The 17,310-nt window shown below is 63.1% G+C and carries 11 protein-coding genes and 1 tRNA gene; 7 read left to right on the top strand and 5 right to left on the bottom strand.

The features are described from left to right. The first annotated feature begins 9 nt into the window (after positions 1 to 9). From B9A23_RS13880 to dxs, 3 genes are read left to right on the top strand one after another with little or no spacing between them, the layout of a single operon-like run. Positions 10 to 477 (top strand): Fur family transcriptional regulator, encoded by a 468-nt coding sequence (locus tag B9A23_RS13880; protein ID WP_084279681.1) that lies wholly within the window; start codon positions 10 to 12, stop codon positions 475 to 477. Between the two features lie 36 nt (positions 478 to 513). Then, the gene (locus B9A23_RS13875) at positions 514 to 1,791 is read left to right on the top strand and encodes an MFS transporter (RefSeq protein ID WP_084279680.1); all 1,278 of its coding nucleotides are present in this window, start codon (positions 514 to 516) and stop codon (positions 1,789 to 1,791) included. A 42-nt stretch (positions 1,792 to 1,833) separates the two neighbouring features. Then, positions 1,834 to 3,756, top strand: a complete 1,923-nt coding sequence (gene dxs / locus B9A23_RS13870; protein WP_084279679.1) for a 1-deoxy-D-xylulose-5-phosphate synthase — start codon at positions 1,834 to 1,836, stop codon at positions 3,754 to 3,756. 76 nt (positions 3,757 to 3,832) lie between these two features. Here dxs and B9A23_RS13865 read toward each other — a convergent pair whose 3' ends face one another. Next, positions 3,833 to 4,513 (bottom strand): NnrU family protein, encoded by a 681-nt coding sequence (locus B9A23_RS13865; protein WP_176217996.1) that lies wholly within the window; start codon positions 4,511 to 4,513, stop codon positions 3,833 to 3,835. Positions 4,514 to 4,624: 111 nt separating this feature from the next. Further along, the gene (locus B9A23_RS22295) at positions 4,625 to 6,619 is read right to left on the bottom strand and encodes a peptide MFS transporter (RefSeq protein WP_084279677.1); all 1,995 of its coding nucleotides are present in this window, start codon (positions 6,617 to 6,619) and stop codon (positions 4,625 to 4,627) included. 200 nt (positions 6,620 to 6,819) lie between these two features. On the opposite strand from B9A23_RS22295, the gene B9A23_RS13855 reads away from it, so the two are divergent. The 4 genes from B9A23_RS13855 (at position 6,820) to B9A23_RS13840 (ending at position 8,836) form a co-directional block, all read left to right on the top strand. After that, positions 6,820 to 7,161, top strand: a complete 342-nt coding sequence (locus tag B9A23_RS13855) for a GntR family transcriptional regulator (protein WP_084279676.1) — start codon at positions 6,820 to 6,822, stop codon at positions 7,159 to 7,161. Positions 7,162 to 7,313: 152 nt separating this feature from the next. Then, positions 7,314 to 7,595 (top strand): integration host factor subunit beta, encoded by a 282-nt coding sequence (locus tag B9A23_RS13850; protein ID WP_084279675.1) that lies wholly within the window; start codon positions 7,314 to 7,316, stop codon positions 7,593 to 7,595. 237 nt (positions 7,596 to 7,832) lie between these two features. Beyond that, positions 7,833 to 7,917: transfer RNA gene (locus B9A23_RS13845), tRNA-Leu, on the top strand. 259 nt (positions 7,918 to 8,176) lie between these two features. Beyond that, positions 8,177 to 8,836 carry a PilZ domain-containing protein gene (locus B9A23_RS13840; protein ID WP_084279674.1) on the top strand — a complete coding sequence of 220 codons (660 nt, stop codon included), beginning with the start codon at positions 8,177 to 8,179 and terminating at the stop codon, positions 8,834 to 8,836. 167 nt (positions 8,837 to 9,003) lie between these two features. Here the strand turns inward: B9A23_RS13840 and B9A23_RS13835 are convergent, their stop codons facing one another. The 3 genes from B9A23_RS13835 to B9A23_RS13825 form a co-directional block, all read right to left on the bottom strand. Then, positions 9,004 to 10,482, bottom strand: coding sequence for a tetratricopeptide repeat-containing sulfotransferase family protein (locus B9A23_RS13835; RefSeq protein WP_084279673.1), 1,479 nt, complete (start codon positions 10,480 to 10,482; stop codon positions 9,004 to 9,006). A gap of 87 nt (positions 10,483 to 10,569) precedes the next feature. Next, positions 10,570 to 13,752, bottom strand: coding sequence for a TonB-dependent receptor (locus B9A23_RS13830; RefSeq protein WP_084279672.1), 3,183 nt, complete (start codon positions 13,750 to 13,752; stop codon positions 10,570 to 10,572). A 486-nt stretch (positions 13,753 to 14,238) separates the two neighbouring features. Further along, on the bottom strand, positions 14,239 to 17,217 hold the full coding sequence (locus tag B9A23_RS13825; protein WP_084279671.1) for a TonB-dependent receptor domain-containing protein: 2,979 nt from the start codon (positions 17,215 to 17,217) through the stop codon (positions 14,239 to 14,241). Positions 17,218 to 17,310: the final 93 nt, after the last annotated feature.

Below are 17,310 nucleotides of genomic sequence, written 5' to 3'. Positions count from 1 at the left end.
CTAGGGCGAATGTCCGGGCACCATCATCACGATTTCGCAGGCGACAGGCTGATCGAGGCAGCGCGTGATGCGCTTGTGGCATCGGGCGAGCAATGGACCGACATGCGCGCCGATGTGTTCGAGGCGCTGGCCGGGCGCGACCGGCCGGTTTCGGCATATGACGTTGCCGAAAGCGTGGGTGCGCGGCGCGGAAAGCGGGTCGCGGCCAATTCGGTCTATCGTATCCTCGACCTGTTCGTGCGCACCAACCTTGCCCGCAGGGTCGAGAGCGCCAACGCCTATGTCGCGAACACGCATCCCGGATGCCGCCACGACTGCATCTTCCTGATCTGCGATCTGTGCGGCAAGGCCGTCCACAACGATGACGACAAGCTGACCGGCGCATTGCGGCTGGCGGCGCAGGCGGCTGGCTTTGCCGAAGTGCGGCCCGTCGTTGAAATCCGCGGCCATTGCGCCGAGTGTGCCAGCGGCGATTAGCCAAAGCTGCGATGCTGCCTGATTGGGGGAAAGGGCATGGACGATCTGGCTGAGCAGACTAGGCATATGCCGACGCGCAAGCAGTTTGTGGCGGTCATTTCCGGCAACGCGCTGGAATTCTACGACTTTCTGAGCTTCAGTTTCTTTGCTGTGAACGTGTCGCGCGTGATGTTCCCGGCAGGCGCGCCCGGCAGCACGCTGCTGCTCACGCTGATGACGGCAGGCGCTGGTTTCGGTGCAAGGCCGCTGGGCGCCATCCTGTTCGGCCTGCTGGGCGACAAGGTGGGGCGGCGGCCGACCATGCTGGCAACCTTCGCGCTGATGGGCGTGAGCGCGATCGGTCTGGCCCTGACGCCAAGCTACGCCAGTATCGGAGTCTGGGCGCCGGTGCTGGTCGTGCTGTTCCGCCTGCTGCAAGGGCTGGCTGCCGGGGGCGATGTCGGCCCGACGACGGCGTTTCTGGCCGAAAGCGCGCCGCCCAAGCGGCGCGGAATGCTGGTGGCGCTGCAACTGGTGGCGATGCGCATCGGCGTGCTCGCAAGCGGCATGGTGGGGCTGGTGCTGGCGAGCATGCTCAGCCCAGAACAGCTTGATGCTTTCGGCTGGCGCATTGCCTTTGGCATAGGGGCCGGGATCGTGCCGCTCGCGTTCATCCTGCGGCGGCGGCTGGACGAGACATTGCACTTGCCCGAGCGCGGGCCGAACGTGGTGACGCAACTCGACGTGCCGGCCTATCTTGCCGCGCTGCTGGGCGTGTTCGGCTTCCTGCTGGCGGGGGCGACCGGAGATTTCCTGTTCGTCTATGCCGTCACCTTCCTCAAGATCCCGGTGACCAACGGCTATCTGCTCCAGATGGCGGCGGCGGCGACGCAGATCGTCGGGCTGCTGGGGGGAGGCTGGCTGGGCGACCGGATCGGCCGGCATAAGGTGAACCTTGCCATGGCGGTGCTGGCGGCGGCGGTTTCTTTGCCGCTGTTCCGCTGGGGCATCGCCGGGGGAACGCTTGGCACCCTGGCGCTGGCAGCGGCCTTGCTGCTCCTCATGGCCACGGTTTCGGCAGCAGTGGCCTATGCCGCCTTTGTCGAGATCGCACCAAAGCGCCATCGCGCCGGGCTGGTCGGTATCGGCTATGGCGTGGTGGTCGCGCTGACCTTCGGGCTGACGCCGGTGCTGCTGACACGGTACATGGCGCAGACCGGGGATCTGGCGGCGCCAGGATATGCGTTCGTCATGGCTGCGATCGCGCTGATCGCGTCTTCGATAATGCTGGCGCTGCGAAACGCACCGATCATGGGGAAGGCTTCGGCAACATGATCCTGTTCGACAGCGCCAAAGCATCGGTGTAAGGGCGGAGGGATGAATTCAGAACCGGCAACGCCGCTGCTCGACACGGTCAAGACTCCAGACGATCTTCGCAAGCTTGCGCCTTCGCAGCTTCGCCAGCTTTCGGACGAACTTCGCGCCGAAATGATATCTGCGGTGGGCACCACCGGCGGTCATCTCGGCTCGGGCCTCGGCGTGGTCGAACTGACTGTGGCGATCCACTATGTGTTCAACACGCCGCAGGACAAGCTGGTGTGGGACGTGGGCCACCAGGCCTATCCGCACAAGATCATCACCGGCCGGCGCGACCGCATCCGCACGCTGCGGCAGGGCGGCGGGCTTTCGGGCTTCACCAAGCGCAGCGAGAGCGAGTACGATCCGTTCGGCACCGCGCATTCGAGCACGTCGATCTCGGCCGCGCTGGGCTTTGCCGTGGCGAACCAGCTTGCCGGACGACCGGGCAAGGGCATCGCGGTGATCGGCGATGGCGCGATGAGCGCCGGCATGGCCTACGAGGCGATGAACAATGCCGAGGCTGCGGGCAACCGGCTGGTCGTCATTCTCAACGACAACGACATGTCGATCGCGCCGCCGGTGGGGGGGCTTTCGGCCTATCTCGCCCGGCTGGTATCCTCGCGCCAGTTCCTTGGCCTGCGCGAGATCGCGCGCAAGCTTTCGCGGCGCCTGCCACGCCCGCTGCACACCGCTGCACGCAAGACCGACGAATTTGCCCGCGGCATGGCCATGGGTGGTACGCTTTTCGAGGAACTGGGCTTCTACTACGTAGGCCCGCTGGACGGTCATAACATCGACCAGCTGATCCCGGTGCTCGAGAACGTGCGCGATGCGGCCGAGGGGCCGTGCCTGGTCCATGTGGTGACGCAGAAGGGCAAGGGCTATGCCCCGGCGGAAGCCGCGGCGGACAAGTACCACGGCGTGCAGAAGTTCGACGTGGTGACGGGCGAGCAGGTCAAGGCCAAGCCCGGTGCCCCGGCCTATCAGAACGTGTTCGGCGAGACGCTGGCCAAGCTGGCCGAAACCGACCCGACGATCTGCGCGATCACCGCCGCCATGCCCGGCGGCACCGGCGTGGACAAGTTCGCCAAGGCCCATCCCGGCCGCACCTTCGACGTCGGCATTGCCGAACAGCACGCCGTCACCTTCGCGGCGGGCCTTGCCGCAGAAGGCATGCGGCCGTTCTGCGCGATCTATTCGACGTTCCTGCAGCGCGCCTTCGACCAGGTCGTGCACGACGTGGCGATCCAGAACCTGCCGGTGCGCTTCGCGATCGACCGCGCCGGGCTGGTCGGCGCCGATGGCGCCACGCACGCAGGCTCGTTCGACATCACCTATCTTGCCACCTTGCCCAACATGGTTGTGATGGCCGCGGCCGACGAGGCGGAACTGGTCCACATGACCTATACCGCTGCAAAGCACGACAGCGGCCCGATTGCCTTCCGCTATCCGCGCGGCAATGGCACGGGCGTGGAGATGCCGGCCGAGCCTGAGCTGCTGGAAATCGGCAAGGGGCGCATCGTGCGCTCGGGCTCGAAGGTGGCGCTGCTCTCGCTCGGCACGCGCCTGGCAGAAGCGCTGAAGGCGGCAGACCAGCTTGAGGCGAAGGGGCTATCGACCACGGTGGCCGACCTGCGATTTGCCAAGCCGCTCGACACCGATCTCATTCGTCAGCTGATGGCGACGCACGAGGTGGTCGTGACCATCGAGGAAGGCGCAATCGGCGGGCTTGGCGCCCACGTGCTGACGATGGCGAGCGACGAGGGGCTGACCGACGGCGGCCTCAAGATCCGCACCATGCGGTTGCCCGACCTGTTTCAGGACCATGACGCACCCGACAAGCAGTACGATACTGCCGGCCTGAATGCTCCGCACATCGTGGACACGGTGCTGAAGGCCTTGCGGCACAATTCGGCCGGAGTGAGCGAAGCGCGGGCCTGACGGTCCGCGCCGCTGTCAGCCAGCGGCGCTTGTCATGGTGGCTGAATGATAAACCGTGCGGATTGCCGGTCTGGGCTTATCCGATCCACATCCAGATGCCGGCGGGAATGCCGAAGAAGTGGTAATGCGCCCAGGTTGCGATGAACCACACGAGCAGCGCGACAAGCCATGACAGGCGCATTTCCATGAGCTTGCCAAGGCGCGGCCAGAAGCTGGTGCGGCGCTGCCAGGGACCGAATTCGCGGGTGTTTCCCGCAAGCTTGCGCTTATCCTGCAAGTGCGACCCTACCAGAGCCAGGACGATGATGCTCGTCATCATGATGGCGACCGGCAAGGTTGGCGCGGCGATCATGTGGGCAATGGCCCACAGCGCGAAGCCCCACATCATGGGGTGACGGGTGACCGTGAACACCCCTGACGGAATGACCGTGCCCAGGCCTGCCTCCTTGCGCCCGGGGAGGGCAGGGTTTCTGGCAAAGGAAGGCAGGAGCAGCGTCATGGCAACGAGCGTCAGAACGCTGGCGGCCAGCCATGGGACTATCGCCGTGCCATCATAGAGCGGCAGGCCCGGCTCTGCACGATCAAACGCGACGATCAACCAGGTGAGTGCCAGCAGCGAAACCAGTGAATAGGCCAAGAGGAAACTCTGCTCCCCCAGCGCGGACCTGAGCGGTTTGCGCAAGGGGCCGGACATGATGAAATGCGACGACACGAAAAACACTGCTGCGACAAGCAGATTTCCAACAGACGCGTCCATCAATTCTCCCATGCGAGGCCGTTCGCGCATTGATTGCGCTCTTCCTTTTCATCTTATTAATCATGAACCAAACGAATGAACATCCGATTTGGGTCAATCTAGCTCGTCTGATTACGTGACGCCGTGCATCAGCTTGCGCAGCGGAATGGCGACCACCAGTAGCAGTGCACCGATGCAGACCGAAACCCACCCGATGGTGGTAAAGACGCCGACGTAGGTATCGAGGCTGACCTTGAGATTGGTGACTTGGCCGCCGACGGTCTCGACGCTGGCGACCTGCGCGACCATGCCGGCGACATACTGCGCCACTGCGATCGACAGGAACCACACGCCCATCATCATCCCGACGATGCGGGCCATCGAGAGCTTGGTGATCATCGAGAGGCCCACAGGCGAAATGCACAGTTCGGCCATCGAATGGATGAGGTAGAGGCCCGCCAGCCAGACCAGCCCGACCTTGAACTGGGCGTCGGCAAACTGCGCCCCCCAGACCAGCAGGAGGAATCCGCCGCCCACGCCCATCAGCGCGATCGCGAACTTGACCGGGATTGAGGGTTCGATGCCGCGACGGGCCATGGCGTTCCACATCACGCTGAACAACGGTGCGAGCGTGACGATGAACAGTGCATTGAAGATCTGCGTCTGGCCTGCCGGCATGACATAGACCTCGTCGGTGCCGAAGCCCTGCGACCGTGCGTAGACCATGCCGAGGAAGCCCGCGATCATGACAGCGGCGAAGCCGAGGCCCATCCTGCGCTTCGCTGCCGGCGCTTCACCATTGCCGAAGAACCAGGCGAGGAGCCAGCCGAGGCCACCCAGGAGCACTGCGAAGAAAACGTAGTAGCTGGCCGGCGCTGAGTTGAACATCGCGAAGAGCGAACGCGTCCACCCGATCTCGAGCTGGGTATTGCGTTCGGCAAAAAGGGTCAGCGATGACCCCGCCTGTTCGAAAAGGGTCCAGAACACCGTGTTGAAGACGATCAGCACCATTGCCGCGACCATCATCTGGAATTCGACGCGGTTGCCGGCTGCGAGCGCCCAGATGAGGATCCCGGGGACGGCAAGCAGGAAGGTGCCGAACATCAGCTTGCCCATGATCGGCAGGCCGAGGAAATAGCCGAGAAGTCCTTCGCCGGCCTCGGGGGCGACATAGGCCATGAGATTGGTGAACAGGAAGAAGAACAGCGGCACGCAGACCAGCGCGGCGCCATAGATCAGCCAGTCCTTGCGCGGATCGGCACCGGCAGGACGCTCGCCATAGCCATCGAGCCTGCCGCCATCGAACTGGAACAGCAGCCACGAGAAGGTCATGCCGATGGCGGCAAGGCCGAAGCCGGCCCACCAGCCGACAGATTCGGCCAGGATCGGACAGAAGAACTGCGAGATCAGTGAGCCGAGGTTGATCCCCATGTAGAAGATGGTGAAGCCCGCATCGCGCCGCCGATCGCCATCGGCATAGAGTGAGCCGACAATCGTCGAAATGTTCGGCTTGAAGAAACCGTTGCCGACCGTGACCAGCGAAAGGCCGATCAGCAGGATGGCGATATGGAACTGCGACCGTTCACCATCGGACTGGAAGGCGCCAGGTGCAATGCGCTTGGCCTCGCCGCCATCTGCAGTCTTCAGCGAGACCGACTTGTCGTCATTGCCGACGATCTCGAGCCGCTGCCCCGCCATTTCGACCGACCGGACTTCGCTTCCGCCCTGCTCGGTGACCGTAACTTCGTAGCGCTGGCCTTCGATCGTGGCGTAGGGCTTGGCTGCCTCGCCGCCAAAGCAGAGCATGAAGTAACCAAGGGCCATCAGGATGGCGCCGAACTTCACCGAGCGCTTCGAGCCGAGATAGCGGTCCGCAATGAGCCCGCCGATCAGTGGCGTCAGATAGACCAGCGCGGTGAAGCCCCCGTAGATCCCGGTGCTGGTCGTATCATTGAACAGGAAATGCTTGGCGAGATAGAGCGTGAGAATGGCCCGCATGCCGTAATAGCCGAAGCGTTCCCACATCTCGGTGGTGAACAGGCGCTTCAGTTGCGCGGGATGGCCGAACCATTCACCGGCATCGGCAGGTGGCATGGTGTGGGGGCTGCTGGGGGTTTCTTGGGCCATGCTGGCGAGCTGTCTCGTCTGTTGTTGCAAGGATCGAAGGCGCCTCTCCCGCGCATTCGCAAGTCTTGCGCTCTAGTGCCACGAGGCAAGTTGGCAAGAAACTATTTTCATCCGCAACCAGTCCGCACTGCCGCCCGACCATTGGGCACTTTTCGCAAGATGCGTTGTGAATATGACTGTATTATGGTAATAGATCACCCGTGAGCAATGCTGGCCGCCCTGTCTATCTCCGCCTGCGCGATGCCATCGCTGCCGCGATCCTCGACGGACAGCATCCTGAAGGTACGATGTTGCCATCGGTAAGGTCTTTTGCGGCCGACCAGGGCGCCAATCCCCTGACCGTCGCCAAGGCTTACCAGCAGTTCCAGGACGAAGGGCTGGTGATCGTGCAGCGTGGCGTCGGCATGTTCGTGGCGGCGGGGGCGATTGCCCGCCTGCGTGAGCGCGAGCGCGAATCGTTTCTTCGCGAGGAATGGCCAGAAATTGCCGCGCGAATGCGGCTGCTTGGCCTCAAACTCTCGGATCTCTCGGAAACCGCCTGAATTGGTCCTTTTTTGGGCTGTAGCGGCTATATGAAACGATTGTCATGGTCGATTTGCCGTGGCAGGATCAATGCGTGTGTTCGTACGGGGGTTCGAATGCCGGGATCGTCAATAACGGGGGGCATCGAAGCGGTGCCTGGCGGAGGGAACAAATGATCAGATCGGAGCTGCTGCAGGCGCTCGCCCAGGAGAGCCCTGGTATGCGCAGCGAGGAGATCGAACGCGTCGTTGACGTGTTCTTCGATGAAATCGGCAAGCGTCTGGCCGAAGGCGGGCGGGTAGAACTGCGGGGCTTTGGTGCTTTTTCCACGCGCGAGCGTGAACCGCGCAAGGGTCGCAATCCTCGCACCGGTGAATCTGTAGAAGTGCCCAGCAAGCGCGTTCCCTATTTCAAGGCCGGCAAGGAAATGCGGCTGAGGCTGAACGCCGACTGACAGGGTCCTCAGGCTCTGGATTTCACGTCGCATGGCGACCTGATCAGGCATAGGACTTCTACAGCTGGCCTTTTGCGGCTGTCCGCAAGGGTGTCTCGTGACGGGGACCGGCCGGCTGCAGGTTGGCTGGTCGCGACACAAGCATTGGCAAGATTTCGACAAAAACGTGCAAGGGCGTGGTGACGAGCGTTGCCGCGCCTTTTGCGCTGTGGCAGGCGAGGCACGCCAATGACAGGCGCGGACGTGGCGGAATGGTAGACGCCGGGGACTTAAAATCCCTTGATCCTTGATCGTGCGGGTTCGAGTCCCGCCGTCCGCACCACGCCGATCCCTGCAGATCAAGTATTGCGAAATGGTCCTGGAGCGGAAGTCAAATGACAGGCCAAGGCCCTGTAACCGGGTGAACTCATCCGCGCACGTTCGCCAGAATGTGATGCTTATCGCATTGAAAACACGGAAAGAAATAAAATGTCTAAATGCGCGAAACGGTAACTTCGCGGTAGGACTTCACCCGGTATAGTTACGATGTCGAAATTGGCTGTTCCACGAGTGCGTGGAGGCAGCAATAAAGGGAATCGTATTTGTCCGGGCATGGCGACAAGCAGGTCGGAAATGCGGAACAGGGCGCCGACAAGCGCACTGCGCCGCGCTTCACCCTGCTGATCCGCGCCGCGAAGCTCATCCTGGATGGAAAGCGCGAATATCTGTGCGTGATTCGCGATGCCTCAGCCAGCGGCATCAAGATCCGCCTGTTCAATCCTCTGCCGCCGCACTCATCGGTGCAAATCGAGATGAGCAACGGCGATCGCTACATTGTCGACCAGGTCTGGAGCGAGGGCGAGTACGCCGGGTACCGGTTCTGTGACGGCGTCGACATCGAACGGCTGCTTGACGAAAGCCACGGCGTATTTCCCAAGCGACAGGTGCGGCTGCGCATTCACCTGGATGCGCTGCTTCATTCGGGCGGTGAATCCCTGCGCGTGGCATTCCAGGACATTTCGCAGCAGGGCGCCTGCATAGAATGCGACAAGTGGCTGCTGATGAACGAACTGGTCCGGATCGAGACCGACGTGCTCCCGCCAATCTACGCCAAGGTGCGCTGGCGCAGCCACCCGCGCTATGGCTTGCTGTTCGAGCAGACGTTTCAGCTCGACGAACTGGCAAAGATCGCAGCTCCCTTGCAAGGATACGATCATACGGCCGACGTGTTGCATCATCCCGAGCGCTTCCGCCGCGGCTGAACAAGAGCCGCCAGCGGGCTTATCGCTGGCCATCGACGACCACTGCGCACTTCAGCTATCGCTTGAAGCCTTGCCTTGTTGCGCGCGCGTCTTTATGCGGCTTCCCTTCCCAGAGCGACGGCAGGGCGTGAACAGACCGTCGTCGAGGGTCTGACACGTTTTATTTCCTAGCGCGAAAGCGCCCCGTACCGCTCGATGAATGGCGTGAGATATTCTCGGTATGGGTCTGCCGCGCCGATCGCGCCGGTGTTGATCGGCTCGCGTACCTGCATCACACTTGCGGTCGAGACAACGCGCTTCGTCTCGTGCGGGCGGAACACCTGCTGTTCGGGCGCGAGGCCGCAGTGGGCAAGGATGCGCGGGATCTCGGTGTCCGGAGATTGCACGAGCTGCTGGTAATCGACCGGCAGGATGCGATCGGGGAACATTTGCGACCAGTGCTCGAACAATGCGTCCTCAAGGGCGAAGTGATCGGCAATGTCCTCCAGCTTCCATGACCAATCGAGTCCGCTGATGAAATAGGTGCGGAAGGCGGACCATGCGCAGTCCACCGGATCGCGGCGGAGCCAGATGATCGGGGCTTGTGGCAGGAGGGCGGCGATCAGCCCGACATGGCGGCTGGTGCCGATGGCCTTGTCGACGAAGCGTCCGGTCTTGCCGAACCGCTCCTGGCCGAGGTGGACATAGGTTTGGGCGAGGTCGTCTGCCCGTCCGCCTCGCGACAGCCAGTTTGCGAGATGGCTGGCCGACAGACCGCCGAGATCGCGCTGCAGGATCGCCATGCGGCCAAGTTCCTCGCCGCCGCTGACGGCCGAGTGACTGACGAGGATCTGTTCGACCAATGTCGTGCCCGAGCGCGGCAACCCGGTGACGAAGATCGGCTGGCTCGTATCGACGCTGACTTGTGCGTTGAAGTCGGCGACGACGCTGCGATCGTACCCTGCGCGGCATTCCTCGGCCTCACGGCGATCGGCAGAAGGTTCGAAGCCGCGGATCTTGCGGGCGATGGCAGCACCTGCGGCGAAATTACGAAAGGCATCGGCAGGCTCGCGTCGGTCGAAGTGAACGCGTCCGGCGGCGTAATGGTAATGCGCCTGCTCAATCTTGGGAGCGACCCGCATCAGCGGCGCGGCAGCAAGGATGCGATCGCCGACAGGATCACCGGCCAGACGCTTGCGGGCAGCAGCAAGCGCGAGCATCGCCTGGCCGAGGCGGGGGTTGGCCTTAAGGGCTGCGAGGAGATTGCCTTCAGCCTCGTCCGCGCGGCCTAGGTTCACGGCGATAGTGCCGCAGATATAGCGGTTGCCGGCACGGTCAGGCACATCGGCGGGCACACGCTGCATGACCGCAGCGGCTGCTTCGAGATGGCCCGTTTGCGCAAGCATCGCTGCCTGCTGAAACGCTGCATCGGGTGCTCCGCCGCGATGCTCTACCCAAGCCTGCATGGCGTGGTTGGCAGCGTTGAGTTCGCCGTTGGTCTGCATGACACGAGCGATCGATTGCCAGCGTTCCCCCAGCGGTGGCTTGCCCTGAATCAGTGCAAAGGCTGCGGCATTGGCGGTCCGCCGATCATTGGCTTCGAGCGCGGCCACGAAACGGCGCAACTGCTGGACGGCTTCGGCTTCGGTCATGGCGGTGGCTGTCATTCAAATGGGCTAGACGATGGGGGCTCACAAAAAAAGAGGGGCAGCCGAAGCTGCCCCTCCCGATTGTGCATTGGACTTTGCTTCAGATCAGAAGTTCACGCCGAACTGGAAGCGGAAGTAACGCGGGGTCTGGTACGACAGCGGGGTGCCGTAGTCACCGCGCGGACGACCGTTGGCCTGCGTGCCGAGTTCACGAAGGTCGGTGACGGCCTTCTGGTTGAACACGTTGAACACGTCGACGCGGAAGCTTGCATCGATCGCGTCGGTCGGGACCTTCAAAACCGCCGACAGGTTGGTGTAGGTCGTCCAGTCGGACTTCAGACGCGAACCACGCGGGGTGAGCGAGAGGCTCGTGCCGGCGGCGTTGTTCTGGAAGCCGGTGAACGCCGGGTTGGTGATGACATTACCGCTGGAGTCCACGTTGCAGTAGAAGCCGGCAGCGCCATAGGCACCTGCGTACGGGTCCACGCGAACCGGCACCCGCCCGATGCAGCCGAAGCGGCGGGGCGAGATCGCCTGGAACTGCGCACCGAGCGTCAGCCATTCACCGATCTGGTAGGAACCGAAGATCTTGAACTTGTGACGCGCATCGTTCGGCAGGTAACCGAACGCACCATTGACGAGACCCGGCTGGTCGAACGCGGTGGTCAGGCCCGAGTCGGTCTGGCCGTTATCCGAGCGGATGCCGCCTTCGATGTTACCTTCCGACTTCGACCAGGTGTACGAACCCGAAAGGCTCCATACGCCGTCGAACTCGCGGTCGAAGGTAAAGGTGACAGCCTTGTAGGTGCGCTTAGCCCGCGGATAGCCCAGATCTGCCGCCGAGAAGTTAACCGTGCGCAGCGTGGTTTCGCCGTTGACGGGGTTCGACAGGGTGATCGAGGCATCACGGCCGGGGTTCGCCAGCACATACTGGTGGAAGCCGGACCAGATCGGGCTGCCCGATGCGGTAGTGCAATCGAGCTTGTTGGTCGTGCAGTACTTGTTGACGGCAGCGTCGATCGCGATGTCTTCGAGCGAGTCGTTGAGCTTGCGATACTGACCGAACAGGCCGACACGGATGCGGCTGCCGATCTGCTGTTCAACACCCAGCACGAACTCGTCAACCGACTGCGGCTTCAGGCTCTTCGAGACGGTGGCTTCCGTGGGAGTGGCCACGCCGTCGGAGATGATGTCGCAGTTGCGGACGCTGTTATCGGGGCACGGGGCAGCATCGGCAAAGCCGAGCACCGGTGCGCCGAGGATCGGCGTACCATCAGGATTGACGCCCGACACAAGATTGTAGCGGGTGTAATCGAGCTCGGCGCCGGCCAGGCGGATGTTGGTGTTGGCAACGATCGGCAGGAAGTAACGGCCGTAGGAGCCATAGATCTTCGTGCGCTTGCTGCCGGTAGGGTCGAACGCGAAAGCGAGACGCGGCGCCCACTGGTCACCCGACTTGTAGTAGGTTTCGCCCGCGACGTTCTTGTTCTCGAAGCGGTCGTTACGCACGCCGAGGTTCAGCGAGAGGCGATTGTCGAGCAGCGACCAGCTGTCCTGCAGGTAGAAGGCCTCGTTGCGCGACTTGAACACGCCGCCGTTGATGAACGTACGACCCGTTACATAGAGGGTGTTCGGGGTCCGCACGTACACGTCGCCAGTCGGACCCGAGTTCGTGTAGGTGTAGAACACGTTGCCGGTGTAGCTGGTCGTCGAGTCGGTCGTCAGGTTTTCACGGTCGTAACCGGCCTTGAAGTGGTGTTCACCGAAGGCCTTCACGAACAGCTCTGCGTCGGCACGGTAGAATTCACGCGTATCGAGGTTGGTCTCGATCGCATTGACCGCGTTGCCCGACAGTGCCGGGCTGAAGTTGCCGGAAACGTCGGAAATCCCCGGGTAGTCAGGCTGGGTCGAGCCGGTGATCTGGCTGTTCTTGTTCTTGCCGTAGGCGCCCGAGATGGTGAGGAAATCGGTCAGCTGGCCGGTGTAGCGACCAACGAAGTTCTCGCCGCCATCCTGAAGACGGGCCGTGCTCTGGTAGCCGGCGCGGACGGGACCGTCGGGGTCAAACCGCGAGTCGTAGCCGCCACCGTTGACGTCGGTCACGGCGAACGAATTGCGCAGTGTGACGCTCGTCGAGTTGAAGTAGGTGAACTCGAGGCGGTGACCATCGAACGGCAGGAAGTCGACCTTGCCGCCGTAGAACGGCGTGCGGGTGGTGTCTTCGAGACGGCGCAGGCCAGTGCTGTAAGGCTGGACCTGAATGCGGTTTGCCGGATTTGCAGGATCGACAGCCGTGGTGTTCGGGTTGACGGTCAGCAGGGTGTCTCCAGCCTTGCTGTAGTTCGTCTGGTAGAACGCGTAGAAGAACAGGCGGTCCTTGATGATCGGGCCGGACAGGTTGAAGATCGCCTGCTGCAGCTCGCGACGGTCCTGGTCATTGCGGTCAACCAGGGTGTTCGGACGGTCCTCATAAAGCGAATCAGGCTGCCAGTTGAACAGGACGCCGCCGTGGAACTGGTTCGAACCCGACTTGGTGATCGCGTTGATGAAGCCACCGGTGAAGCGACCGAATTCAGCAGGGACGCCGCCGTTCTTGACTTCGACCGTCTGGTAGAATTCGAACGGAACGGTTGCCGCACCCAGACCTTCGCGGAAGTCGGTGACGTTCAGGCCGTTGATGAAGAAGGTGTTTTCCGAAACCGAACCGCCCGAGATGGCAGGAAGGTTGCCGAATGCGCTGTCACCCTGGCTGGTGCCGGGAGCGAGCAGGATGACCGAGGTCAGGTCGCGAGCGACAGGGACGCGCGCGGCGACGTCGGCAACCGAGATGACCTGGCCGGTGGTGGTGCGGTCAAAGTCGGAAACGCGGATGCGCTGGCCGGTGACGACGATCGAGCCGTCGGCCGACGTCGAGCCGGCACGGATCAGGCGGAACGAGTTGCCGCCTTCGGACTGGGTGATGCGCACAGCCGGGTCAGTGAAGGTGCTGTAACCGTCAGCCGTGATGGTGAAGGTGTAGGTGCCCTGCGGCAGGGTCGGGATGCGATAGCCGCCCGCAGCGTCGGTCGTCGTGGTGCGGGTGAAGCCCTGGTCGTTCGACTTGATTTCGACCGTTGCACCGGCGAGCGGGGCATCGTCGTCACCAACGATCTGGCCGCTTGCAGTGGCGTAGGTAAAGTCCTGCGCCATGGCAGGCGCGACGAATGCGGCCGAGCCGGCGAAACCGGCGACGACCAGCGCCAGAGGCGCGGCGCTCGCACGGAGCGCAGAGAAGGTTTTGATGTTCACGTGTCCAGTCCCTTTTGTCCTGACGCCCGGACCTCCCTATCGAGATTGACCCGGACCCCTTGCCCGATTGCCTTAACCCGGAAAATCCGCTTGCGCGCAAAGTCCAAAGCCCCCTGCAATCGGGTAAGATGGTTCTGTGTGACTTAATCGGACACAGTCAGCAAAACAGGAATCACCCAAGGGAAATGAATTCGAAACATGTGTAGCGAAACTGCCACACAGCCTTTGGGACAGGGGACAATTGCCTGCATTTGCGCATGTTACGGGTGGTGCACGGAAATTACACTCGGCCGCCGTTCATTTTGCATTAATTTCAAAAGCGACCGTTTCCGTTGAAACAAGCGCCATCGCGACGCCTGGAATGGGTTGCGATTGCAACCACATCGCTGACGGCTGAGCGCGCCGTTAGCACGTGGCGGCGCAGATGCCAAAGAAGAGGGGGCGCGGCCTTGAAGGCCACGCCCCCCTTCAATCATCGGCCAGACCTCAGAACTTGAGGCGTGCTGCCACGGTGAATCGGCGCCCGATCGCGTCATAGAGCGACGGGAACGTATTGCCGCTGTTGTACGAAGTCGATCCGATCGTGTTGCCGACTTCCGGCGGTGCCTTGTCAAACAGGTTCTCGACCAGGAACGACAGGCGCATGGTCTTCATGACATCGAACCCGACATTGAGGTCGAAGTAATCGAACGCGCTGATCGAGCGATAGTTCGGTACGATGACGGCCGGGTTGGTCGAACCGAAGCTGCCGACAGTGCCGGCGACCGGCGGCGTCGTTGCCGTGGCACCGGTACGCGGTTCGTAGCCGACCGCACCGATGTGACGCCACAGCAGCGAGACGTCGACAGCCTTGTATGCACCCGTCAGGCGAGCGTTCCAGGTCCACTCCGGAAGGACCGGATCGCACGAGACGCTGTAGTAGCCGGCGCACTCGCGGATGAACGAGTTCGGGTTCGACTGGAAGCGGCTCTTGTCGGTGTAGTTTCCGGTCAGGCCCAGGCCCATGCGGACGTCACCGAACTGGCGATCGTAGGTGAGGGTGAAGTCATAGCCTTCGGTTTCCAGGAAGCCCTGGTTGGTCGAAAGCAGGACCACGCCCCCGGTCGTTGCCGGCGAGCCCGACAGACCGCCGGTCAGCGGGTTGCGCAGGATGAGCTGGCAGCGCGGATCGGCAGCGTTGCTCTGGCCGAAGCAGCCGTTGAGGATATCACCGACGGTCGGCGAGGTGATCGCACCGGTCACGCGGATGCGGTACCAGTCGAACGTCGCGCTCAGGCCCGGAATGAACGAGGGCTGGAACACGGCGCCAAGGGTCAGCGTGCGGGCGCGCTCCGGATCGAGATTGGGGTTGCCGGTGGTGGTGACGTTGATCTGGCCGGCGATCGGCGCGGGGATGTTGCCCAGCGTCGCTGCGGTCAGGCCCACGGCCTGAAGCTGCGCGGTGCACAGCGTGCGGGTCGTCGCATTCGTCACGTTGCCCTGGCAGGGATCGACCGCGAGGTTGTTCAGGATGACGTTGCGCGGCGTGAACAGCTCGCCGATGTTCGGCGCGCGGACGGCCCGCGTGTAGGCACCACGGAACTTGAAGTCGCGGATCGGCGCCCAGCTGCCGCCAACCTTCCACGTGGTGTTGCCACCGGTGGTCGAGTAGTCGGCATAACGGATGCCGGCTTCAAGCGTCAGGTTGTGGAAGAACGGACGGTCGGTGACGAGCGGCGCGTTGATTTCGGCGAAGAATTCCTTCGAATCGTACTCGCCATCGACAGTCAGGAAGGCGCCGCCCGAGCCGAGGATTTCACCAGGCTGCTGGTTGGGCAGATCGCCCAGCTGGCTGCCGCCATAGCGACGGTATTCGGCACCGAGCGCGATACCGATCGGCACTTCGGCGAACGGGCTGCTGAAGCCGAGGTCACCCGAGATGATCGCCTGGGCCGATGCCAGTTCGGTCTTGGTCGTCTGGGTGGTGGGCACGCCGACGAAGTTCAGCATTTCCGGCGTGATCGAACCGGAGGCACCGAACAGGTTGATCGGCGTACAACCCGTCGACGACCCGGTCGGGCAGCCGCGCAGGGCCTGCTGGACGCGGCTGCGCAGGGCAGTGCCGGTATCGACGCGGATACGCTCGGATTCGCCGTACTGGCCGAAGATGTCCCAGTTCAGGGTGTCGGTCAGCTTGCCGCGGGCACCAGCGGTGATCTGGAACAGATTGCTGGTGAATGTGCCGACGCGCGGGCCGGTTTCGACGAAGCGACGTGCCACGATGGCGGTGATTTCGCGACCCGAACCGACGGCGCCGGCGCAATCTGCAATGCCTGCGAACGAGCAGAGCTGCGTACGCTGGGTGGGGGTCAGGAACTGGTTGTTCAGCGGCAGCTGGAACTGCTCGGTGAAGGTCCCCGTCGGTGCGAGGTTCTGCACGATCTTCGAACGCGTGAACATCGCTTCGCTGTAGACTTCGATGTTGTCGGCGACTTCGTATCGTCCGCCTGCGTAGACGCTCCAGCGGTCAAGCGGGGTCTGGAAGTAGTTCAGCGGGTTGAAGTTGTAGTCGCTGAGGCCCGGAGCGATGCTGCCCGTGGCCGGATCGAACTGCGCGCCGCTCGAACGGGTCGGGTCGACTGCGGCGACCGGCAGCGGGAAGAACAGCGAGGCGGGAACGGCCGTGTTCGAACCCTGCGGGTTGCCTTGCAGAACGCTATCGGGGCAGGCACCAGACACGAGCTGGGCCGTGGAACAGGTGGATGCGCGCGAGACGGTGCCGATCGGACGATCGCCCTGAATGACCGGCTTGGTCTTGGTGTAGCTGATGCCGAGCACGACGTTGCCCGCACCGCCGCCGAGTTCGGCGCCCGTGGTGAGGTCGAGCCGGAAGCTCTGGCCGTCGCCCTCTTCGGCAAGGCCATACTGGGCCGCGATGTCGAAGCCGGTGAAATCACGCTTGGTGACGAAGTTGACCACACCCGCGATGGCGTCGGCACCGTAGTTGGTGACAGCACCGCCGGTGAGAACGTCGCTGCGCTCGATCAGGGCAATCGGGATGACGTTGAGATCGACCACGTTGCCGAGGGTCGAGGGGACGACGCGGCGACCGTTCAGCAGGACGAGGTTGCGGTTCGTGCCGAGGCCGCGAAGGTTGAAGCTGGCAATGCCGTTCGCGCCGTTGTTAACGCCCGGGGTGATTCCGGCCGTGGTGCCCGGGAGCTGGCGCAGGACCTGCTCGACCGAAACCGCGCCGCGACGGGCGATTTCCTCAGCGCCGATGACGGCGACCGGGCTGGACTGTTCGAGATCGGGCCGGTTGATGCGCGAACCGGTAACGACGATGGCTTCGCCGGGAACGACTTCGGCATCAGCCTGCGCGGCGTCTTGCGGTGCTTCCTGGGCGAGCGCAGGGGCAGCGAGCAGCGCCAGCCCTAGCGCGATCGGTGCGGCGCCTGAGCGCAGCGACGAGAAATTGGCTCTCATGTTTGTTCAGTCCCTTTGTTGGGCAGTGCAGTGCTGCCCGCGTTTTCTTTCTGACCCGTCGGGAACCTGAAGGGGGTTCCTGAATAGTGGACC

The sequence above is a fragment of the Novosphingobium sp. B1 genome, assembly GCF_900176395.1.
Lineage (GTDB): Bacteria > Pseudomonadota > Alphaproteobacteria > Sphingomonadales > Sphingomonadaceae > Novosphingobium.
Note: the sequence above shows the minus strand (reverse complement) of the source record. Positions and strands in the feature narration are given on the sequence as shown.

Excerpts from the sequence above, each read along its gene's own strand:
- B9A23_RS13880 (WP_084279681.1), top strand. The coding sequence starts at position 10 with ATGTCCGGGCACCATCATCACGATTTCGCAGGCGACAGGCTGATCGAG.
- B9A23_RS13875 (WP_084279680.1), top strand. The coding sequence starts at position 514 with ATGGACGATCTGGCTGAGCAGACTAGGCATATGCCGACGCGCAAGCAG.
- dxs (WP_084279679.1), top strand. The coding sequence starts at position 1,834 with ATGAATTCAGAACCGGCAACGCCGCTGCTCGACACGGTCAAGACTCCA.
- B9A23_RS13865 (WP_176217996.1), bottom strand. The coding sequence starts at position 4,513 with ATGGACGCGTCTGTTGGAAATCTGCTTGTCGCAGCAGTGTTTTTCGTG.
- B9A23_RS22295 (WP_084279677.1), bottom strand. The coding sequence starts at position 6,619 with ATGGCCCAAGAAACCCCCAGCAGCCCCCACACCATGCCACCTGCCGAT.
- B9A23_RS13850 (WP_084279675.1), top strand. The coding sequence starts at position 7,314 with ATGATCAGATCGGAGCTGCTGCAGGCGCTCGCCCAGGAGAGCCCTGGT.
- B9A23_RS13835 (WP_084279673.1), bottom strand. The coding sequence starts at position 10,482 with ATGACAGCCACCGCCATGACCGAAGCCGAAGCCGTCCAGCAGTTGCGC.
- B9A23_RS13825 (WP_084279671.1), bottom strand. The coding sequence starts at position 17,217 with ATGAGAGCCAATTTCTCGTCGCTGCGCTCAGGCGCCGCACCGATCGCG.